Source organism: Lysobacter sp. M15 (genome assembly GCF_022662515.1).
In the GTDB taxonomy this organism is placed as follows: Bacteria; Pseudomonadota; Gammaproteobacteria; order Xanthomonadales; family Xanthomonadaceae; genus JAKPBU01.
This window is the reverse complement of sequence record NZ_JAKPBV010000005.1, coordinates 206,500-228,185: the sequence shown is the minus strand read 5'-3', so window position 1 is coordinate 228,185 and position 21,686 is coordinate 206,500. Positions and strand designations below refer to the sequence as shown.

Sequence of the window (21,686 nt, the reverse complement as noted above, 5' to 3'; positions counted from 1 at the left end):
ATGTTCCTTGCCATGATCGGCTACCTGGCGCTCGTGCTGATCCGCCCGCAGGACTATCCGGCGCTGGTCGACAGCATCGGCGTGCCGCTGTTGCCGATCGCCCTGATCGTGGCGGCGCTGTTCTGGCTGCTGTCCGGACGCAAGCGCTTCGATGCGCCGCAGTACCTGCTGCTGCTGCTGTTCTTCATCGTGCTGATGCTGTCGAACGTCGCCAATGGATGGTTCGGCGGCGCTCTGGACCAGATGAGCAAGTTCGCGCCAACGGTGCTTGCGTTCGTGGTCCTGGCCAACGCAGCGGATTCGCCCCGCAGGGTCCGGATCATCATGGGGATGTTCACCGTGTGCGCGACGGTACTGGCGCTGCATGGCATCGAACAGTCCCAGCTGGGCGTCGGCTGGACCGGCATCGGCATGTCCCAGGAGACCCGCATCCAGTACGTGGGCATCTTCAACGATCCGAACGATCTGGGCCTGCTGTTCGTGATGTGCCTGCCGATGGCGGTCTACCTGGCCATGCGCGGGGGGCTGTTCGGATTCGCCAGGCTGTTCTGGCTGGCGGCGGGTGGAATCCTGCTTTACGGGATCTATCTGACCGATTCGCGCGGCACGCTGCTGGCGACGCTGGTGGTGCTGGGGATCTACGTCTGGTGGCGGCGCGGACTGATCACGGCGGGCGTGCTCGGCGCGATCGCGCTGGCGGGTCTGATGGCACTGCCGTCCTCGCGCATGCAGGAGCTGGACGTTTCGGAAGCTTCCGCGGCCGGGCGGGTCGATTCCTGGTACGAAGGCATGCAGATGTTCCGCCAGAATCCGGTGCTGGGCGTGGGCGCGGACATGTATACCGATATCAATCCGCTCACTGCGCACAATTCCTTCGTGCTTGTGCTCGCCGAAACCGGCATCATCGGTTTTGCGCTCTGGATCGCGTTCATTGGATATTGCTTCCGGATGATGCTGGTCGCGATCCGTGAACCGCCCGAGGAGCTGCTGGCTGGCGCCGACCTGGAATCTGCGGAGGAGAACGCGGACCCCGGCGCGATGGCGGGCCCGGATCCGGCCGTGGTCGAAGCGTGGTACGCGGACCGAGACACCGCGTTGACGCTGCTGCTGTCCCTGTGTGGCTTCTTTACCGCGGCGTTCTTTCTCAGCCGCAGTTATCTGGTGATCCTGTACCTGCTGGCCGCGCTGGTGGTTGCGCATTACACGGGCATGCGCCAGCGCAATCCGGGTTTGCCCGCGTTCAACCTGCAGCACGACCTGATCCGCTGGCCGATCTGGGCGGTGGGCGGCGCGGTCGGTCTGTACATCATGGTCAAGGTCCTGCTGGCGATGGCCCTGTGAGTACTCGCGCCCACACTTTGCGCAACGCGATGTTTTCGTCGATCGGCCTGTACACCGAGTTCGCGCTCGGCATGCTGACCTCGATCGTGATCGCGCGCCATCTGGGGCCGCACCTGTTCGGTGCCTACAGCGGCGTCATCTGGTTGATGGCGATGGGCACCGCGATCTCCAACGCCGGCACCGCCAGCGCGGCGATCAAGTTCATCGCCGAGCAGCGCGGGGCCGGGCGGGACGACCAGATCGCACCGCTCCTGGCCTACCTGCGAGGGGCCCAGCGCAAGTTCCTGCTGGTGGTGCTCGTCGCCTCCGCGTTGCTGCTGGTGTTTGCAGGGCACGAGGTCGCGCCAAGCCTGGATACATGGATGGTGCTCGGCTTCCTGGTGGCGACCATTCCACTGCGCGCCGGCTACATGTTCAATGTCGGCACAGCGAAGGGCTTCGAGAACTTCCGCGCCAACGCCATGGTCGCGCTGGTCGCGGCGCCGACCAACCTGGCGCTGGTACTGCTGGTGTCGTGGCTGGACCTGTCCGTGTACTGGCAGCTGGGCGTGTTCTTCGTCTCGAGCATCGTTTTCTACGCGTTTTCACGTCGGCAGCTGGCTCCACTGCTTCCGGCGGCGGTGCCGGGAGCCGCCATGTCGCCGGAGCTCGCCAAGCGCGTGCGTCACCATATGCTCTATAGCGCGCTGACCGTGGCGGTGGGCTTCATCGTCGGCAGCGAGGCGGAGGTGCTGTTCCTCAATCTGTACGACGACGAGCATGGCGCCGGACAGTTCAAGGTGGCGTACCAGCTGGCGTACGGCGCAGCGACCCTGGTGCCCGGCGTGTTCGGGGCGCTGCTGCTGCCGATGATGGCCAATGCCCTGACCCAGGGCAGGGAGGCGGCCGGGCGCAAGTTCGTGGCGTCCACCACCTACCTGGCGCTGCTGGCGATTCCGCTGCTGGCGTTCGGCGTCGTGTTCTCGACCACCCTGGTGCAGGTGCTGTACGGGCACGAGTATCTGGAAGCAGGCCCGGCGCTCGCGCTGTGTCTGGTGGGAACCGTCATGACCGCGATGACCCATGGGGCGTCCAGCCTGCTGATCAGCGCCGATCGCCAGCGCACCGTGCTGCTCGTGGTGATCGGTTGCGGCGTGCTGAAGCTGGGTCTTGACTGGAGCCTGATCCATCTCGCAGGACTGCGCGGCGCAGTGGCGGCGTTCGTGCTGGTGTGCGCGGTACAGTCGATCGCAATCGGCGTCCTTGCGATCCGCAGCAGCGGCAGATCCCCCGAATGGATCCGGCTGTCGCGCATCGTGCTGGCCGCTTCGCTTGCCGCGGCGGTGGTGTTTCCCCTGCAGTGGCAGCTGGTCCCGATCGCGCGCCTGGCAGTCGGCGGGGTTCTGCTCGGCCTGGCCTACATCGCCTTTACCCTGCTGCTGGGATGCTGGAGCCGGGGCGACATCGAGCACCTGCAACAGATCCACCAGCGCTGGTCCGCCGGCCGGCCGCGCGTGGGGGCGAGGCTCCTGGCCTGGGCGCATCATCGCGCCAGCAGCGAGGTGCTGCCGTGAGCGGCGCCTACGAACTCGCGTTCCGGCACCTGCTGTTTCCGGCGTACGAAAGCGGGCTGAGACGACGGCGGACACTGACCTATCTGCGCGAGTACGAACGCAACCAGTGGCTCGCGCCCGAACAGCTCGAAGCGCTGCAATGGAGCAAGCTGCAGCAGCTGATCGAGTACTGCTGGCACCACGTGCCGTATTACCAGGCCAAGTGGCGACCGCTCGGCGTCGCGGGACCGCAGGATGTGCGCACCCGGGCCGACTACGCGCGGTTGCCGCCGCTGACCAAACCGGAGATCCGGGCGCATTTCGACCAGCTGATCGCTCCTGCCCATCGCGAGCGCATGCTGTACAAAACCACCGGCGGCTCCACCGGCGAGCCGCTGCGCTTCGGCTACACGCGCGAAAGCTACGAACGTCGGGTGGCGGTGATGCACCGCGGCTACGGCTGGGCCGGCGCCAGGATGGGTCAGCGGACGCTCTACCTGTGGGGTTTGCCGGAACGTCCGACCCGCAAGGATCGGCTGTATCACCTGGCCTACAACCGCCGCATGCTCAACGCGTTCGACATGAACGAGCAGACGATGGGGCCGTACGCCGACACGTTCGCGCGCTTCCGGCCGCAGACCGTGGTGGGCTACGTCGCCCCGCTGGTGCGCATGGCCGAGTGGCTGCTGGAACACGGACGCCAGTTGCCAGCGCCGGAGCGCGTGCTGACCGCGGCCGAAGCATTGCATGCGCCCCAGCGCCAGCTGATCGAGCGCGTGTTCGGATGCCCGGTCTTCGACACTTACGGCTGCCGGGAATTCATGCTGATCGCCGCCGAGTGCGAGCACCAAGGCCTGCACACGACCTCCGATCACCTGCTGGTCGAACTGGGCGCCAGCGTCGATGGCAGCGACGACGGGCCGCACGAGCTGATCGTGACCGACCTGCACAACTACGGCATGCCGCTGTTGCGATACCTCAACGGCGATCTCGCGCGAACAGGGCAGGGCCGCTGCGCCTGCGGGCGCGGCCTGCCGCTGTTGGGCGGCATAGAAGGGCGCAAGCTGGATGCGCTGCGCAGTGCCGATGGCCGGTTCGTTCCGGGCGAGCACGTGGTGTACGCATTCCTCGGAGCGAAGGGGGTGCGCCGCTACCAGGCGGTGCAGCGCACGCTCGATCGGGTCGAGGTGAGCATCGTGCGCGACGACGACTTCGACGCGGATTCGGTGGAACACGCGCGCGACGTGCTGCAAAAGGCGCTCGGCCCGGCCACGACGCTGGCCTTCGCCTACACCGACGAGATACCGCTGACCGCAACCGGCAAGCATCGGGTCACCGTCAGCGAACTGGACTCGTCCTTCGCATGAAGATTCACCATGTCGTCGAGACGCTCGGACGCGGCGGGCTGGAGCGCGTCGTCGTCGATCTTGCAATGACGCAGCACCAGGCGGGGCATGCCGTCCGCGTCGCCTGCCTGTTCGAATGCGGCCTGCTCGCCGCTGAGCTCGAATCGAAGGGAATCCCGGTGCAAGCCTGCGGCAAGCGTAGCGGACGCACCATGGCCGCGCTCTCGGACCTGCGCAGGCAACTGCGCGCAGGCGCTCCCGAGGTATTGCACACCCATAATGCGGCCGCGCACTACCACGCCATGGCGGCCGCGATCGGCCTGCCGCTGAAACGCATCGTCAATACCCGCCACGGCATGGGGATGGCGGATCCGCGCAGCCGGCGCGAGTGGTTCTACCGTCGCTCGCTCGGCCGGACCGATGCGGTCGTCGCCGTCTGCGAAGCTGCGCGCCGCGGTTTCCTGGCCCAGGGCGTGCGTCCGCGCGGGGAACTGCTGGTGGTTCCCAACGGCATCCGCGTGGGCAGCTTCGCTGCGGCGTCCGACGCGCGGCGTCACGCGCTTGCGGAAGAGCTCCGCATCGCTCCCGGCACCCGGATCGTGGGCACGGTGGGCCGGCTCACTCCGGTCAAGGACCAGGCGATGTTGCTGCAGGCCTTTGCGCGCACGGTTCGCGAGGTGCCCGACGTAGTGCTGGCGATCGTGGGCGATGGGCCGTTGCGGGCCGATCTTGTGGCTCTGGCCAGCTCATTGGGGATCCCGGAGCGTGTGCGGTTTCTGGGCGACCGGAGCGATGTGGCGGATCTGCTGTCCGGGCTCGATGTGTTCGCGTTGTCCTCGTGGAGCGAGGGGTACTCGATCGCATTGCTCGAGGCCTGCGCGGCTGGAGTGCCGATCGTGGCCACCGATGCCGGCGGCAACGGCGAGATCGTGCGCGACGGCAAGAACGGGCGCCTGGTGCCCGTGCGCGATGCTGGTGCGTTTTCCGCAGCGCTGGTCGAACTGCTGCGCGACACGCGCGCATCGGCAGCGATGGGACGACACGCACGGGCCTGGGTCGAAGCGGAGGGCTCGCTGAAGGTCATGGCGGCACGCTACGGCCGTGTGTACGGCGCGGCGGCCTGATCTGGCGGCGTTTCGCGTTCTCATCGGCATGGCGACGCATCCTGCGGCACACCTAGAATCAGGTCACCGACCGCCAGGCGAAGCGCTCGGAGGCGCCAACCCGCGTCCGCGCAAACTGCGCGTGTTGCGCTGGCTGCCGGAACGATGGGTCCTGACCACAGGCCCGGCGAACCGACAGGTGCTGTACCTGACCTTCGACGACGGCCCGCACCCCGAACATACGCCCAGGCTCCTCGACCTCCTCGCGGAGCACGATGCGCGCGCGACCTTCTTCCTGATCGGTGAGCATGCCGAACGCCATCCGGATATCGCCAGCCGCCTTGTGCGGGAAGGACACGGGCTCGGCAACCATTCCTGGAGCCATCCGCATTTCGACCGGATCACGCAGGCGCGGCAGCTGGAAGAAATCGATCGCACCGACCGCCTGCTGCAGTCCCTCGATGGCCGCGACTGCCACGACTTCCGCCCGCCACGCGGCGCGACGCCTATAGGGCTGATGATCGACTGCCTGCGGCGCGGGCGCCGGGTCGCCTACTGGTCCTACGACAGCCTGGACTATACCCAGCGTGCTCCGGCCGATCTCATCGCCGGCGTGCGCTCCCGGCCGGTACAGGCGGGCGAGGTGGTTCTGATGCACGACGACAGCGCGCATTCGCTTGAGCTGCTGCGGGTGATGATCCCGGAGTGGAAAGCCGCCGGATACGGCTTCGAGCCACTGCCGGTCCGGCGCGGACGTGACGACCGGGCCGGCGGCGCCTCACCGGACGCATCGGCCAGACGGGGCAGGGCGTGAGCGTCGCCGGCTGGCTGTTGGGCGGCCTGTTGCTGCTCGTCGTCGCAGGGGTGACTGCGGTCTGGGCACTGCTGCGCTCGCGCAACATGCATATCTGGATCTTCGACTACCTGCGCCGGCGCAGCCCGGAGAAGGTCGCTGGACCGGTGCATGTGATGTTCTGCTTCGTCGACCATTTCGAGCCGATGTGGAAAGGCGCAGATCTTGCGACGCAGCGCGCCCGGGTCGACCGCTGGTGCCACGACTACCGGGCACTCGCCGCCCGGCACAGCGATGCGGACGGCCGGCCTCCCCAGCACACCTTCTTCTATCCGGAAGAGGAATACGCGGAAGAGCATCTCGACAAACTCGCCGCGCTTTGCGCCGGTGGCTATGGCGAAATCGAAGTGCACCTGCACCACGACAACGACACCGAGGCCAACTTCAGGCAATCGATCACGCGCTTTTGCCGGATCCTGCACGAGCGCCACGGCGCCCTGTCCCGCGCCGCGGGCGACGACCGGCTGCGCTTCGGGTTCATCCATGGCAACTGGTGCCTGGACAACTCGCGTGCCGATGGCCGCTGGTGCGGCATCGACAATGAACTCGTGCTGCTGCGGGAACTCGGTTGCTATGCCGATTTCACCCTCCCATCGGCTCCCAGCGAAACCCAGACCAGCACCATCAATTCAATCTACTACGCCACGGACGACCCTCATGCACCCAAGTCGCACGATCGAGGCGTTCCAGTGCGGGTCGGAGGAGAAGCCAGCGGCGACCTCATGATCGTGCAGGGGCCGCTCGGTCTGAACTGGCGCGAGCGGCGCCGGGGCGTGCTCCCGCGCATCGAGAACGCGGATGTGCGCGCGGGCTGCCCGCCCACGCCCGCGCGGGTGGACGCCTGGGTCCGTACCGCGGTGCATGTGCAGGGGCGTCCGGACTGGATCTTCGTCAAGATCCACACCCACGGCACCCAGGAAGGCGACATGGATACGCTGCTGGGTAGCGCCACCGATGCGATGCACGCACACCTCGAACGCAACTACAACGACGGCGAACGTCATGTGCTGCACTACGTGACGGCGCGCGAGGTCTACAACATCATCAAGGCGGCCGAAGCGGGGGAGCAGGGCAACCCGGACGCCTATCGCGACTACGTCCTGCCGCGTCCGCGCTCCTCGTGGCAGCCACAGGATGTCGTGCTGCGGGAAGCCTCATGAGGCCTTCGCCCTCGAGCCCCGCACTGCCTGGGCAGACCAGCCAACCCGGTACGGCGGGGCGGGTCAGCGTCATCATGCCGGCCTATAACGCCGCCGCCACGATCGTCCGGTCCATGGCTTCTGTGCTGTCCCAATCGCACGGCGACCTCGAACTGGTCGTGGTCGACGACTGTTCGCGCGACGCGACCTGGTCGTTGATCGAGCAGGCGGCCCAGTGCGATCCGCGCGTGTTGCCGGTGCGTCAGCGCAGCAACCAGGGCGTTGCCGCGGCGCGCAATGCGGGCATCGAAGCGGCCAGCGGCGCCTTCATCTCGTTCCTCGACAGCGACGACACCTGGCACCCCTACAAGCTCGCCCGCCAGCTGAGACATCTGCAGTCCACCGGAGCGAAGATCAGCTACGCCGCCTACCGGCGCGTGGACGATTGCGGCCGCACCCTGTCGATCGTGCGGCCGCCGGCCAGGATCGGCTACGCGGACATGCTCAAGAGCAACCGCATCGGCAACCTGACCGGGATGTACGACCGCACCCTGGGTGACGCGCGTTTCGAGCGGATCGGACACGAAGACTATGTCTTCTGGCTGCGGATGGTGCGCAAGGCAGGCGAAGCCCTGCGGCTGCCCGACCCCTCGCCGGTCGCGGATTACCTGGTTCGCGACGGATCGCTGTCCGGCAACAAGCTCAGGGCCGCGCGCTGGCAGTGGCGGATCTACCGCGACGTCGAGCGTCTGGGCGCTGTCGCCTCAGGCTGGTACTTCGCGCACTACGCGGGCAACGCCATTCTCAAACGCCAGTAGGCGCCAGGCAGTTCAGATCTCGGTCAACTCGACCTGGTACACAGACGCGCTGCCGCCGACATCGACGCGCCAGCCGCGGTTGAAATCGCCATCGACCGTGGTCCAGTTCACCAGCCGGATCTGCGGGTTGGCCGGCTGCAGTACGCGGATGCGCAGCCCACCGGCGCGCACCGTCCTGGCGTCGACGATCGTGGGCTGCACCGGCACGTTCACCTGGAAGTATGCGGTCGTGCCGCTTCCGAGCGCGAAGTTGTCGAGCACGGTGAGCTTGCGCCCCGCGAAGTCCACACGCCGCCGCCAACTGACCAAGGCCGGATTCCCGCGATACGCCGGCGTCAGGTTGGCGGTGATGGTCAACGCGCCATTGGCGCCGGGCGTGACGGTCGCGGTCGATGTCGTCGGCTCGCACTGGTGCACGATGCGATCGCCGGAAGGCGCGGCGCACTGTGAGGCGCCGGGATTGCTGCGCTCGAACCGCAGCACGTTATGCGTTTCCGTGCCCTGCTGGATGCCGCTATGGCTCCAGATGTTCTCGGTCACCGCCAGCCAGTCCCCGCGCGAGAACAGGGTGAAGCCTCCCTGCTCCTGGTGGGCATGGCTTTCGTTGTAGGGGCCGGCGACGAAGGACATCCACATCGCATTGGTATCCCAGCCGCTGCGGGCGAACACGTGCCCGGTGCCCTGGGCCGCGTAGTACCGCGCGGTCGGCGGCGCACCGCCGCTGCCAGCCGGCAACAGCAGGTCGTAACGCAGATTGGCGCCCTGGCCCATCTGCGGCACCGAAATGCTGCGGAGCCACCAGCTGGCGATCGAACGGGCCTCCGCATCCATGGTGAGATAACGCGCAGCGAGCACCAGGTGCCGGTGATAGTCGTAGAGTTCCGGCACCGAGTTGCGCGATTGGTCGCCGAGCGGGGCGAACCTGTCCATGCTCGGAACCGTGGCGTGAACCCAGTAATCGATGGTCTTGCGCGCATGCGTATTCGAGGACGAGGCATCCTGCCCCGTGGACTTGCGCCACAGGCCATAGATGTCGAACAGCCGCTTCTGCGCGGTGCCGTATCCGGTGCCTTCCAGACTGCCTCCGCCGGGGATCTTGGCGTAATAGGCCTGCATCGCGGGGAGCTTGTTCCTGGACAGCAAGTCGAACCAAGACGCGCTGCCCGAGGCCAGGGCCCATGACATCGTCGCTTCGATGAAGCTGTAGTGATAGTTGTTGCCCGGGTTGTCGATCGACCAACCGCTCCAGGGAGACGAGCGTCCGCCCCAGACGGCACGGTCGGGATTCCAGACGTTCCACACCGCCTGTTCCGCGTAACTGGCCCAGCGCTGGCGCTGTGCGGACGTCATGTGGGCGCTGCAGGTCTGATACACGGTCGACAGGTCCGCGATCATCGGACCGACCTCGAGGTAGGAATCCCCCGCCACATCGGGCACGCCGCCGCCACCGATATCGGCTTCCGCTGCCGCCACCTGGGCTTCGACCAGATTCACGCCGAGCGTGCAGTAACGCACCTCGCGGGTGAGCAGGAACATGATGGCCGCGTCGGCCGCATGGAAGTCGTAGCCCGGGCTTCCGTTGACGGCGCTGTCGACCCAGGACTTGAAGCGCGTGTAAGCCGTCGACGACCGGTTGACGCCGGACAGGTCCAGGTTCAGCCGCACCAGGCTGCGGCGCGAGGAGGGCTCGGCGGAAATGCCCGCTTCATCGGAACGCGGCGTGACCTCTGGCGGGATCGCATCGGAGGGAGCGGATGCCGGTGTCGCGCGGCTACGGACCCAGGCCAAGGGGGTCAGGTAGCGCTGCGGACGCAGCCGGTCGGCCGTCGCACGCAATCCGCGTGCCAGAAGACGTGCATCGGCAAGAAGATAAGGGTTGGACGCCTTCGACAGCGCAGCGAACGCCTGAAGCGTCGCCACAGCGCGCACCCGATCGCCGTGCGGACGTCGCGCAGGCATGGCGTCGATCATCGCGGCCACCGGCTGGAGTGGCATCGTCCCCTGCGCGGAGTCGGTGCGCACCGGTGCGCCGATGGCCGATGCTGCGACCGGCCCCGGCTGGGCGCGCACGGCTTCTTCGGGATCCGACGGCGCGGCCGGCCGGACCGAAGTGGCCACCAGCCCGAGGGCCAATACGATCGCGATCGGGATGGCAGCGGCCAGCCGCGTTCGCAAACGCTTGATTCGGTGCGGGGAACTGGAAAAGGAAGGGGTCATCCACGGGCGCCTGCAGTCCAAGGGGCGTCCTGCCAGCGGTGGTCCGCGCCCCCTGCGTGTCCACGCCTCCAGGCGCAGCGACACGGCGCATCACGATCCAAAGATCTTGCCCGTCGGCTCGTCGTCTGAGTCGCCGCGGACCGCGCGCAGGATAACTTCAAACCCGCGCGACTGCCAACGGCGCAGGGTGGTTCGGGACTAGTCGACGGATGGTGATGGCGCCCGGATAGCGTTAACAGGCCCTAATCGGTTTCGCTCAGTTCGACCACGTATCCCGTCTGGCCGCCGGCGGCATCGACCCGCCAGCCCCTGCGGAATTCCTGGCCATCGACCGTGCTCCACTCGTGCGCGGTAAGCACCGCGCCGGCAGGCTCGAGCACGCGAATCCGAAGCTTGCCCGCGACGGCCTCGCTGCCCTGGATCCGGGGTTCGACCGGCACATTGACCTGGAAGAATGCCTTGGTATCCGGCCCGAGCAAAAAGCGGTCGGTGACCCGCAGCTTGCGCCCACCGAACTCGAAGCGCCTGCGCCACTCCTTGACCGCAGGATTCCCCGCGTAGGCACCGGTGAGGTCGGCATCGATCGCGAGACCGCCCCCCGACTGCTGCTCCACCGTCATGCGCGCGCGGCTGCCGGGCTGCTCGCACTGGTGCACGATGCGATCGTTCGCCGGGGCCATGCATTGGCCGCTGATCGGCGCGCTGCGTTCGAAGCGCAGCACGTTGTTGGTTTCGGTACCCTGCTGGATGCCGCTGTGGCTCCAGATGTTCTCGCTCACCGCAAGCCAGTCGCGCGCGAACAGGGTGAACCCGCCCTGTTCCTGGTGCGCATGGCTTTCGTTGTAGGGACCGGCGACCACCGCGAGCCACATGGCATCGCGATCCCAGCCGCTGCGGGCGAAGAGATGGCCAACGCCCTCCGCGTGATGGAACAGCGCGGTCGGCGGCTCATCGCCCTTGCCGGCAGGCAGCAGGTCGTAGAGGGAATTGAAGCCGCTCATTTCGCGCAGCGAGATGTTGTTGAGCCACCACGACGCCATCGCCTGGCGCGCGGGATCGCGGGTCAGTTGCCTCGCTTCCAGCACCAGCCTGCGGTGGTAGTCGTAGAGCTCGGGCACAGAGTTGCGCGACTGGTCGCCGATCGGCGCGAACCGGTCCAGCGTTGGCACCGTCGCATGCACCCAGTAGGCGATGCTGTCGCTGACATGGGGGTTGGCATTGGCCAGGTCCTGTCCCGTGGCATCGCGCCAGAGCCGGTACAGCGAGAACAGGCGCATGTGCGCCGCGCCGTAGCCGGTGCCTTCCAGGCTGCCGCCGCCGGACAGCTTCTTGTAATAGGCCTGCAGCGGCGGAAGCTTCTTGTCCCGGAGGAAGGCCATCCACTTGCTGCTGCCGCTGGCCAGCGCCCAGTACATGGTCGCTTCCACGAAGCTGTAGTAGTAATTGTTGCCGGGGTTGTCGACCGACCAGCCGGTCCAGGGATGCGGCTTGTCGCCCCATTTTGCGGATCCGTGGTTCCAGACGTTCCAGACCGCCTGCTCGGCGTAATCCGACCAGCGCTTGCGCTGGCTGGCATCGATCTGTTCCTTGCAGGTGTCCAGCGCCAGGGACAGGTCGGCGACGCGCGGGCCGACCTCCAGATAGGAGTCACCGGAGATCGGCGGCTTGCCGCCGCCCGCGATGGCGGCCTCGGCTTCGGAAACCTGCTGCTCGACCATCCGCACCGCGAGATCGCAGTACGCCTGCTTCTGGGTCAGCCGGTAAAGGATGGCCGCGTCGCCGGCGGCGAACGCGTATCCCGGATTGCCGCCCACCGCCGCGTCGACCCAGCGCTTGAATCTTCCGAATGCAGGCGATTTGCGGTCCACATAGTCCAGGTCGAGCGCGATGCCAGCCGCCACCGGCGCACTATCGGTCGCACCGGCGGGTTCGGGCTGGGTCTGGTCTGCCGCCGGCGCAGGCGGTTGCTCCTGGGGTGCGACGACGGTGGGCTGCGGAGGCTGGCTTGCGCCGCATCCGGAAGCAAGCAGGGCGGACAGGAGCAGGGCACAGGTCGGCATGGGCGTGCATTCCTTGGTCGCGGGGCGACACATGCGCGCCGCTTCAACGGTTCTGGTAGCGGAACGTCAGCAGGATGATGTTCTGCCTGGCATCCTCGCCGGCGACGGAAATGTCGCGTTCATGGCGCAGCACGCTCAACCGCGTGCTCAGATGTCGTGTCCAGTCGTAGCTGGCGTAGGCGCCGATCTCCCGGGTTTCGTCCTCGCGATCCGTGCGCAGGTAGGAGACGCGTCCGATCGCGCCGTACACGCCGGCATCAAGCCTGGGTCGCAGCTGCCAGCTCACGTCGCCGCGTGCGCCGTAGGTGTTCTGGTCGAACTCGTCGGTGTCGACGTAGCGCAGGCGGTTGTAGTAGGGCGCGAAGATCGCCGTCACCCGCGGGCTCGTGAACCGGTACTGCAGGTCCAGGCCGCGCTCCTCGTACGGCGATGCGTTCACCACGGCCTCGCCGATGGGGATGCTGCCGGGAACGACACTGGTCGGATCGATGCCGGCCAGCGCATCGCTCGCGGTATCGGAGAACTGGCTCGATGCCCGCAGGGTGATGTGATGGCGCTCGCCCGAATGCCAGGTGCCCTCGACCCGCAGCAGCGGCTCCGAGCGGCTGCCGCCGCCGTCGCGATACTCGATCCTGGAGATGCCGGCATCGATCGCGAACTCGGTCGACGCCATCCTGCGTGTGTAGCGTGCGAACAGGTCGTTGCGATCGTAGTCGCGGGCGACGAGGTCGCGCTCGAAGTCGACCCGCTGCATCTGCAGGTTGGCCGAGACGTCTGATGTCGGGCTGAGTTCCTTGATCGCACGCAGGGCCAGGTTGACCCGGCTCGAATTGAACTCGTCGGTGATCTCGGCATCGCTGTTGATGTAGCGCAGTTCCGCCGCGCCACGCAGGGTCTGCCCGAGGTCGAACAGCAGCGTGGGTCCGGCTGCGAACACGTTGACTTCCTGACGGTTCCCGGGCGTATCCGGAAGCAGGGTGTCCACCGGTTGTATGCTCAGATCGTCCTCGACGGTGAAGCTCAGCCGTTCGGGCACGATCACCCAGTTGAGCCGGCCGGTAAGCACTCCTTCGAAGGTGTCGTCGAACCGGTCGTCGCGGTAGTCCAGATATTCGCCGCGCCCTGTGAATTCGGCCTGCCAGGTCGAGGACTCCTGGGTCATCGTGAACCCGAAGCCGGGCCGCAGGATCGTGGTCTCGACCTCGTCGTCCGGCGTCAGCAGCAGGTTGTCGTTGCGTTCGATCCCGAAGTCGATGTTGTAGTCGACCCTGAAGGCCTGCGCCGTGCCCGGCAGGCATGCCAGAAGCGCGGAGGAAAGCAGCGTCGCACCGAGAAACCTGGTTGCCATGCGAATTCCCCGGCCCGCTACGGGCGTTCGTTGAACACGACGCCGGCGACCTTGCCGGCGGGGAATACCGCGACGGCCTTGTCGATGGCTTCGGGCGTGACCCGGCCGTAGCCGGCGACGATCACCACCATGTCGGCCAGGTCGGAGAGGATGCGCGCGTCGGGCGCGCCCTCTACCGGCGGCGCGTCCAGGATCAGATAGCGGTCGGGGTGACGCGACCGCAGCGAATCGATCATCGCGCGCATGCGGAACGAGCTGAAGGCCTCGCCGCTGGTTTCGCGCGTATGCCCCACGGGCACGACCTGCAGCCGTGGCAGCCCGGTCGGGTAGATCGCGCTGGCGAGGTCGCTTTCCGGATTTTCCAGATACTCCATCAGCCCGCCCCCGGACATATCGATGCGCAGGGCGGCGCTCTGGGCCGGATGCCGGGCGTCGCAATCGATCAGCAGGGCGGTCTTGGTTTCGTCGAAGGCGAAGGCCGCGGCCAGGTTGCGGGCCACGAAACTGCCGCCGCAGCCGTAGCGCACCGGCGCCACCAGGGTTACGAAGTTGCGATCGCCGCCCAGCGCCAGCAGTCGCGTCCGGAGCTCGCGGAACGCATCGGCCTGCTCGCGCATCGACTCGTCGCGGTGGATCAGGCGCCGATCCTCGAGCTGCCGCGGGGTCAATGCTTGGGAGCCCGCGCCGGCGACGATCGAACGTCCCGCGGGCGAGGTATCGGTCAGATCCGAGCCTGCGGGTGCAGGCGCCTCCGTTCCGCGCGCAGGCACGCCGAAGGCGTCAGGCGTTGAGTTGTCGATAGCCATATGCGAATCCAAACGCCAGCATGACGAAGAGGAAGATCGATGCGCTCAGGGCCATGCGCCCGAGTTCACGCCTGCGATCGCGTGCGGTGAGATAGCGCGGCACGACCGTCAGAACCGGCCATGCGGAATTGCGGCGCTCGAGCTGGCGCGCCGACCGGATCCGCGGATCGAAGCGCACCCGTACGAACAGCAGTGCCAGCGGAATCGCCATGGCGGCCAGCAGCCCGCCGCCCGCGAAGTGCGCCAGGCGCAAGCCGCTGGGGCGCAGCGGCATGCTCGCCGGATCCTGGATCCGCATCGTCAGGCCGCGCTTCTCCTGGTCGAGTTCCATCGAAACGCGGGCGTTCTCGCGCCGGCGCAGCAGATCCTGGTAGATGTCGCGGTTGACCTCGTAGTCCCTGGTCAGCTCGGCCAGCGTGCTTTCGGAAGCGGCGATGCGCCGGCTGCGCCCGAGCTCCTGGTCGAGCAGTTCCTGCGAGGCGCCCATCCGCGAAGCAGTGGCCGCCGCTTCACGCCTGACCTCGGACAGCTGGCTGCGCAGTTCCTGGTAGTGCGGGTTGAGCTGGGTATCGCCCAGTGGGCCGTCGTTTCCGGTCCGGTCGCGGCGCTCGGCATCCTGTTGCATCGCAGTCTGGATGTCGGCCATCTGGTGGCGGATCCGCACCACGTCCGGGTGTTGCTCGGTGAAGCTCAGCAGCAGGGTATCGAGCTGGCTTTGCAGCTCCAGCAGCTGGGTCCGGTACAGGCTCTCGCGGGTCTGCACCGCGGTAATGGCCGACTCGCCGGACATCTGCGAGCCGAGCGCGCTTTCGCGCGAGCGCTGCTCCATCAGTTCCATCCGCGCCTGTTCGACCTGGGTACGCAGGGCCGTGATGCGCGTGTTCACGTCGGTGGCGCTGCCCGGTTGCGCATCCGCGTTTTCCGAGCGATAGCGCTGCAGATTGTCTTCCGCATCGGTGAGCTTCTTGTGGTACGCGCTCACCTGCTTGCTGATGAATTCGTAGGCCTCGCGGCTCTCGCGCTCCTTGTTGGCCAGGCTTTCCTCGATGAACAGGTCGGCCAGGCGCTGGGTGACGCGGAAGGTGCGTTCGGGCTCGGAGTCGCTGTAGGTGATCTGGACGAGGTTCTCGCGCGGGGCCGTGATGCGCGTGTTGCCGCGGATGTCCTCGATCAGCTTGTCCTGCTCGATTGGATCTGGCTTCTGGTCCAGCCATCCTCCGGCTTCGAGGATGCCGTGCATGACCTTGCGCCCGTACACGACCTGGCGGGCGATGCCGGCCCGGTCCACCACTCCGGTCGCGACCGCCCGGCCTTCGAGCAGAGGCTGGATGATGCCGCTGTCCTGCGCCAGGATGGTCGTGGAAGCCGTGTACTTCTGCGGCAGGACGAACATGCCCACCAGCAGCACCGCAAGGGCGATGACGGCGAAGATGGTGACCAGGACCACCTGGTAACGTTTGGCTTCCTGCCACAGGATCGGTACCAGTTCGACCGGCGGAAGCGCGTTGTGAGCGTGCGCGGGCGTCGCGCCGCGCCGCGCGGGCAATGCGATCTGGCTCATCAGAACGCACGCTCCGGGATCGTGATCACGTCGCCCGGCGCGACTGCGTAGTTGGTCGCCAGGTCCCCGTGATTGAGGATGCGGTCCAGCCGGACCTGGTGCATCGTCGTGGATTCGCCTTCGCCGGCCTTGCGATACAGCTCGGAGCGGTCGGGTGCGGCGAATTCGGTCAGCCCGCCCGCGGCCAGCACCGCATCAAGCACCGTCATGCCGGGTCGGAAGGGCACCGATATGGGCTGTCGCACCGCGCCGGTTACGCGCACCCGCGAAAGATATTCGTGGCTGCGCAGGTCGGTCAGGATCACCGCGACCTGCGGCTCGCGCACGAACTGGCTGAGCTTCTCCTGAATGTCCTTGGCCACTTCGTCCGGAGTGCGGCCACCGGCGTCCACGTCGCCTACCAGGGGCACAGAAATCTTTCCGTCGGGACGGACCGGCACCGTGATGCCCAGTTCCGGGTTGCGCCAGACGGACACCTGGACGATGTCGTCGACGCCGATCTTGTAGGCCTCGACCGAGGTGACCGCGACTTCGGCAGGCGGCGGTGCGTTGGTGGTGCCGCCCGTCGCGCATCCTGCGAGCAATCCGATCGACAGGACCGCATGAGTACTCCAGATGAACCGCATGACTGACCCCATGGCGTCGTTGTTCTTCCAGAGAACGCGAAACGCAACGCCATGGGGACATGCGGCCGGTTTGCGGTGACGGCGCGGTGCAGATCACCAGTGGAACGGGAACGCGGCACGCGTTCGAAGGCACCGGGCGGCCGCCTTCAAGATGCACCGGCGCGAACCGTTGTTGCCGGGCAGTTCGCCCGTGCAGGAGTCAGGCGGCGCGACGCTGGCTGCCGTAATAGTCGCGGTACCACTCCACGAACCGCGCGACCCCGACTTCGACCGGCGTGGACGGCGAATAGCCGGTATCGCGCATCAGAGCGCTCACGTCGGCGCAGGTATCGGGCACGTCGCCCGGCTGCAGCGGCAACAGGTGCTTGTGCGCCTTGCGGCCCAGGCACTCTTCAAGGACCTCGATGTAGCGCAGCAGCTCGACCGGCTGGTGGTTGCCGATGTTGTACACCCGGAACGGCGCGCTGGAGGTGGCGGGGGAGGGCGCAAGTGCGTCGTAAGCAGGATCGGCTCCCGGCACCCGGTCCAGCGTGCGGATCACCCCTTCGACGATGTCGTCGATATAGGTGAAATCGCGGGTGTGGCGGCCGTGGTTGAACACGTCGATCGGCTCGCCCGCCAGGATCTTGCGGGTAAACAGGAACAGGGCCATGTCGGGCCGGCCCCATGGGCCGTAGACGGTGAAGAAGCGCAGTCCCGTTGTCGGCAAGCCGAACAGGTGGCTGTAGGTATGCGCCATCAGCTCGTTGGCCTTCTTCGTGGCCGCATACATGCTGACGGGGTGATCGACGCCGTCCTCCACCGCAAACGGCAGCTTGCGGTTGGCGCCGTAGACCGAGCTCGATGACGCGTAGACCAGGTGCTCGACGCCCCGGTGCCGGCAGGCTTCGAGCACGTTGAGGAAGCCGGTGATGTTGCTGTCCACGTACGCCTGCGGATTCTCCAGCGAATAGCGCACGCCGGCCTGGGCGGCCAGGTTGACGACCCGGTCGGGAGAGAAACCCGCGAACGCGGCGTCCAGCGCCGGCCTGTCCTCGAGCCCCGCCCGCACGAACCGGAAGCCGCGCTTCGGCAGCAGCTGGGCGAGGCGCGCTTCCTTCAGGGTGGGATCGTAGTAGGCGTTGACGTTGTCGTAGCCGAGGACCTCGTCGCCCCGCTCCAGCAGGCGCTGGCTGAGCCTGGATCCGATGAAGCCGGCGGCGCCGGTGACAAGTATGCGCATGTAGGCGGGAGGTTCGCTGGCCGGATCACGGCGATGCTGTGGACAACGCAAAGCGCCGGGGCGGCAGGACAGGCCGGCAATGGCCGCCGCCTGCGTTATGGCTAGGGAATCCCTGGCGGAGAGCGGAATCCCGATGCGTGTCCTGGTTTGCGGCGGCGCCGGCTACATAGGCAGTCATGCCTGCGTGGTGCTGGCGGAACGCGGCCATGAGGTCGTGATCGCCGACAGTTTCGTCAACAGCTCGCCCGTCGTGCTCGAGCGGCTGGCACGGCTGTGCGGGCGTCCGTTCGAGTCGCACCGCGTCGACTTGCGCGACCGCGCGCAGATCGGGGGCCTGCTGGCGTCCGGGCGTTTCGATTCGGTGGTCCATTTCGCCGCCCTCAAGGCGGTGGGCGAGTCGTGCGAACGGCCGCTGGACTACTTCGAGAACAACATCAACGGGACCATCAACCTGCTGCAGGCGATGTGCGCGGCCGGGGTCAAGCGGCTGGTCTTCAGCTCCTCGGCGACTGTCTACGGCTCGCCCGAGCGGGTCCCGGTACGGGAGGACGCGCGGCTGTCGGCGAGCAATCCCTACGGCAGGACCAAGCTGGTGATGGAACAGCTCATCGGCGACCTGTGCGCCGCGGACGAGAGTTTCAGCGCGATCAATCTGCGCTATTTCAATCCGGTCGGCGCCCACGGCTCGGGGAGCATCGGCGAGGATCCCAGCGGAATCCCTGCCAACCTCATGCCCTATATCTGCCAGGTCGCATCGGGCAGGCTGCCGAGGCTGCAGGTCTACGGTGGCGACTGGCCGACCAGCGATGGCACGGGCATCCGCGACTACATCCACGTCATGGACCTGGCGCGCGCGCACGTCGACGCGCTGGACTACCTGATGGATACCCGCCGCACCGACACCATCAACCTGGGGACCGGGCAGGGCGTCAGCGTGCTCCAGCTGGTCCGGGCGTTCGAGCAGGCCAGCGGTCGCGAAATACCGTACGAGATCAGCGACAGGCGCCAGGGCGACGTTGCCGAGGTGTATGCGGACCCATCCCTGGCGCAAAGGTTGCTGGGATGGGCGGCCGAGCACGACGTGCAAGCCATGTGCCGCGACGCGTGGCGCTGGCAATCGCTGAATCCGCTGGGATATCGCTAGGTCGGGATCGGGGCTGCGCTCAGTCCGCAGCGACTAGGAATGTGCGTCAACACGTTCCACTGCATCAGGCGACTTCCGCGAAAACACCTTCAGCAGCGCCAACCCGGCTAGCGGCAACGCCGCTGCCGCGGCCAGCCAGGTCGCGGTGACGGGCACGAAGCCGAACCAGTGAGCAGGCGCCGGCAGCAGGGCGATCGCGGCGATCGCCGCCAGCGCGGCTGCGGCAACGATCCGGAACGCGGCGTTGCGCGCGTGCAGGAGGCGGCCGGGCAAGGGCCGGGCGCGATGCAGCATCACCAGGCCGAGGTTGCCGCATACCAGCGATGCGAACGCGAGTGCCGCTGCTTCGGCATGCACCCTGCCAGCTGCGATCGTAACGAGGTATACCGCCGCCACCACGCCCAGCACCACCAGTCCGTGCACCAGGCTGGCGGCGAAAGTGCGCAGGTCGATCAGGCGCGCCGTGGCCAGGCGCGGTGGGCGGCGCATAAGGTCCGGCGCAGGGGGTTCCCGTTCGAGCACGATCGAACTGGCCGGGTCGATGATCATTTCCAGGAACACCACATGCAGTGGCAGCAGCACCAACGGAGTACCCAGCAGCAGCGGCAGCAGGGCGAGGCCGGTGATCGGCACGTGCACGGCGATGATGTAGCGCGCCGCGCGGCGGATGTTGGCGTAGATGGTGCGGCCCATCCGGATCGCACGCACCACCGACACGAAATCGTCGTCGAGCAGCACGATCGCCGCCGACTCGCGGGCGACGTCTGTGCCGCGTTTGCCCATCGCCACACCGACGTGCGCGGCCGCGAGCGCGGGAGCGTCGTTGACGCCGTCGCCGGTCATCGCCACCACCTCGCCGTTACGCTGCAGCGCCTGCACCAGGCGCAGCTTGTGTTCAGGGCGCACGCGCGCGAATACATCGGTGCGTGCCAGCAGGTCGTGCAGAGCGTCGTCGTGAAGGCGCTCGATCTCGCTGCCCAGGGCCACATCCGGCCGGTCCGAGATCCCGGCCGCGGCCGCGATCGCGCGTGCCGTTTCGATGTGGTCGCCGGTAAGCATCACCACCCGTACGCCGGCCGAACGCGCTTCGGCGACGGCGGCCGGCACCTCGTCGCGCAGCGGATCGGCCAGGCCGAGCAACCCGTGCCATGCGAACGGCGTGCCCTGCAATGTCTCGGGCGGCCGCACCGTTGTCGCATCGCCAGCGCCGATCCTGGCCTCGGCCACGGCCAGCACCCGAAGGCCTTCCGCGGCCATGGAGGCGGCCGCGGCCAGGACATCGCGGAGTTCCTCGGGCGGGAGCGCGCACAGCGCGGCCACGCTCTCCGGCGCTCCCTTGCATGCGAGCAGCGCGCCGTCGCGATCGGGCATGCGCCAGGCGATCGCGTAGACCGGGAGCGACGGGGTCACCGGGTAACGTTTCAGGCATATCCCCGAAACGCGTGCTGCGAGCCGTGCGGTCGCCTGCGCATGAATGGCGCGGTCCATCGGGTCATGTCCGTCGGCATCGCTGGCCAGCGCAGCGCTGTGCAACAACGCCTGTGCTCCGGCGTCGAGTGCCTCGTTTCCCATGGCGATGGCGCGATCCGCCACCACCAGGCGCGCCAGCGTCATCCGGTTCTCGGTGAGCGTCCCGGTCTTGTCGGTGCAGAGCACGGTCACCGCACCCAGGGCCTCGATCGCCGGAGGGCGCCTCACCAGGACGCGGTGCCGCGCCATCCGCCATGCGCCCAGCGCCAGGAAGACGGTCAGTACGACCGGAAATTCCTCCGGGATCGTCGCCATCGCCAGCGTGATGCCGGCGAGCAGTGCGTCGAGCCAGCCGCCGCGCAGCGAGACATAGAGCGCGACCACCGCCAGGCACACGGCGAAGCTGATCGCCGCGAACCATGCCACCAAGCGGCGGATTTCACGCTGCAGCGGCGTCGGCTGATCGCGCAATGTGGCGATACTGGCGCCGATGCGGCCGATCTCCGTGCGCCCACCGGTCGCAGTCACCTCCGCGTTCGCCTGTCCGCGGACCACCAGGGTACCGGCATGGATCGCTGCGTCGCTGACCTCTCCATCGACCGAGTGTGCGACCGGCGCCGACTCGCCGGTCAACAGCGATTCGTCGACATGCAGGTCGCTGCTCTCCAGCAACCGGGCATCGGCCGGGACGCGATCGCCTTCGGCGACCCGCACCACGTCTCCGACCACCAGCGATGTCGCGGGCACCCGTTGCAAGGCGCCGTCGCGGCGCACGACCGCGCTCGGACTGGCGAGCTCACGCAACGCCTGCAGCGCACGCTCCGAGCGCCACTCCTGGTACAGCGTCAGCGCCACCACCATCAGCACCGACGCCGCCAGCATCATCGCATCGCGCAGTTCGCCGACGATCAGATAGATCGCCGACGCGGCAATCAGCAGTACCAGCATCGGTTCGCGCAGCACCCCGATCAACAGTTGGGGCCAGCGGCGACGGTCGCGCTGCGGCAGGGCATTGGGGCCGTCGCGCGACAGGCGCCGCGCCGCCTCCGCGGCCGATAGTCCTGTCGTGGCAGGGGGGTGCGGATCGATGCTCGCCATCG

General features: G+C 67.5%; 16 protein-coding genes. 8 read left to right on the top strand and 8 right to left on the bottom strand.

Annotated elements, in window-relative coordinates:
* From MC380_RS04600 to MC380_RS04570, 7 genes are all read left to right on the top strand, one after another.
* Window positions 1-1,341: an O-antigen ligase family protein gene (locus tag MC380_RS04600; RefSeq protein WP_242103821.1), complete on the top strand. Its 1,341-nt coding sequence runs from the start codon at window positions 1-3 to the stop codon at window positions 1,339-1,341.
* Entirely contained in the window at window positions 1,338-2,894 is a 1,557-nt protein-coding gene (locus tag MC380_RS04595) for an oligosaccharide flippase family protein (protein WP_242163281.1), read from the top strand. Before MC380_RS04600 ends, MC380_RS04595 begins: the two co-directional genes overlap by 4 nt.
* The gene (locus MC380_RS04590; RefSeq protein ID WP_242163279.1) at window positions 2,891-4,240 is read left to right on the top strand and encodes a phenylacetate--CoA ligase family protein; all 1,350 of its coding nucleotides are present in this window, start codon (window positions 2,891-2,893) and stop codon (window positions 4,238-4,240) included. The genes MC380_RS04595 and MC380_RS04590 overlap by 4 nt, the downstream gene beginning before the upstream one ends.
* Window positions 4,237-5,343 (top strand): glycosyltransferase, encoded by a 1,107-nt coding sequence (locus MC380_RS04585; protein ID WP_242103824.1) that lies wholly within the window; start codon window positions 4,237-4,239, stop codon window positions 5,341-5,343. Before MC380_RS04590 ends, MC380_RS04585 begins: the two co-directional genes overlap by 4 nt.
* Window positions 5,344-5,464: 121 nt before the next feature.
* Window positions 5,465-6,136 (top strand): polysaccharide deacetylase family protein, encoded by a 672-nt coding sequence (locus tag MC380_RS04580; protein WP_242103825.1) that lies wholly within the window; start codon window positions 5,465-5,467, stop codon window positions 6,134-6,136.
* On the top strand, window positions 6,133-7,335 hold the full coding sequence (locus tag MC380_RS04575) for a hypothetical protein (RefSeq protein WP_242103826.1): 1,203 nt from the start codon (window positions 6,133-6,135) through the stop codon (window positions 7,333-7,335). The genes MC380_RS04580 and MC380_RS04575 overlap by 4 nt, the downstream gene beginning before the upstream one ends.
* On the top strand, window positions 7,332-8,132 hold the full coding sequence (locus MC380_RS04570; RefSeq protein ID WP_277929479.1) for a glycosyltransferase family 2 protein: 801 nt from the start codon (window positions 7,332-7,334) through the stop codon (window positions 8,130-8,132). Before MC380_RS04575 ends, MC380_RS04570 begins: the two co-directional genes overlap by 4 nt.
* 12 nt (window positions 8,133-8,144) lie before the next feature.
* Here the strand turns inward: MC380_RS04570 and MC380_RS04565 are convergent, their stop codons facing one another.
* The 7 genes from MC380_RS04565 to MC380_RS04535 all read right to left on the bottom strand — a co-directional run bounded on the left by MC380_RS04565 (window position 8,145) and on the right by MC380_RS04535 (window position 17,972).
* On the bottom strand, window positions 8,145-10,307 hold the full coding sequence (locus MC380_RS04565) for a heparinase II/III family protein (protein WP_242163277.1): 2,163 nt from the start codon (window positions 10,305-10,307) through the stop codon (window positions 8,145-8,147).
* Between the two features lie 284 nt (window positions 10,308-10,591).
* Window positions 10,592-12,409 carry a hypothetical protein gene (locus tag MC380_RS04560; RefSeq protein ID WP_242103829.1) on the bottom strand — a complete coding sequence of 606 codons (1,818 nt, stop codon included), beginning with the start codon at window positions 12,407-12,409 and terminating at the stop codon, window positions 10,592-10,594.
* Window positions 12,410-12,452: 43 nt separating this feature from the next.
* A complete protein-coding gene (locus MC380_RS04555) occupies window positions 12,453-13,757 on the bottom strand; it encodes a hypothetical protein (RefSeq protein WP_242103830.1) in 1,305 nt (434 codons plus the stop codon).
* Between the two features lie 17 nt (window positions 13,758-13,774).
* Window positions 13,775-14,563: a CpsD/CapB family tyrosine-protein kinase gene (locus MC380_RS04550; RefSeq protein WP_242103831.1), complete on the bottom strand. Its 789-nt coding sequence runs from the start codon at window positions 14,561-14,563 to the stop codon at window positions 13,775-13,777.
* On the bottom strand, window positions 14,538-16,124 hold the full coding sequence (locus MC380_RS04545; RefSeq protein WP_242103832.1) for an XrtA system polysaccharide chain length determinant: 1,587 nt from the start codon (window positions 16,122-16,124) through the stop codon (window positions 14,538-14,540). Before MC380_RS04545 ends, MC380_RS04550 begins: the two co-directional genes overlap by 26 nt.
* Complete coding sequence (locus tag MC380_RS04540; RefSeq protein WP_242103833.1) at window positions 16,124-16,750, bottom strand: XrtA/PEP-CTERM system exopolysaccharide export protein; 627 nt, start codon at window positions 16,748-16,750, stop codon at window positions 16,124-16,126. The genes MC380_RS04545 and MC380_RS04540 overlap by 1 nt, the downstream gene beginning before the upstream one ends.
* A gap of 199 nt (window positions 16,751-16,949) precedes the next feature.
* Window positions 16,950-17,972 (bottom strand): NAD-dependent epimerase, encoded by a 1,023-nt coding sequence (locus MC380_RS04535; RefSeq protein WP_242103834.1) that lies wholly within the window; start codon window positions 17,970-17,972, stop codon window positions 16,950-16,952.
* A gap of 133 nt (window positions 17,973-18,105) precedes the next feature.
* On the opposite strand from MC380_RS04535, the gene galE reads away from it, so the two are divergent.
* Entirely contained in the window at window positions 18,106-19,116 is a 1,011-nt protein-coding gene (gene galE / locus MC380_RS04530; RefSeq protein WP_242103835.1) for a UDP-glucose 4-epimerase GalE, read from the top strand.
* A gap of 33 nt (window positions 19,117-19,149) precedes the next feature.
* Here galE and MC380_RS04525 read toward each other — a convergent pair whose 3' ends face one another.
* On the bottom strand, window positions 19,150-21,684 hold the full coding sequence (locus MC380_RS04525; protein ID WP_242163275.1) for an HAD-IC family P-type ATPase: 2,535 nt from the start codon (window positions 21,682-21,684) through the stop codon (window positions 19,150-19,152).
* Window positions 21,685-21,686: the final 2 nt, after the last annotated feature.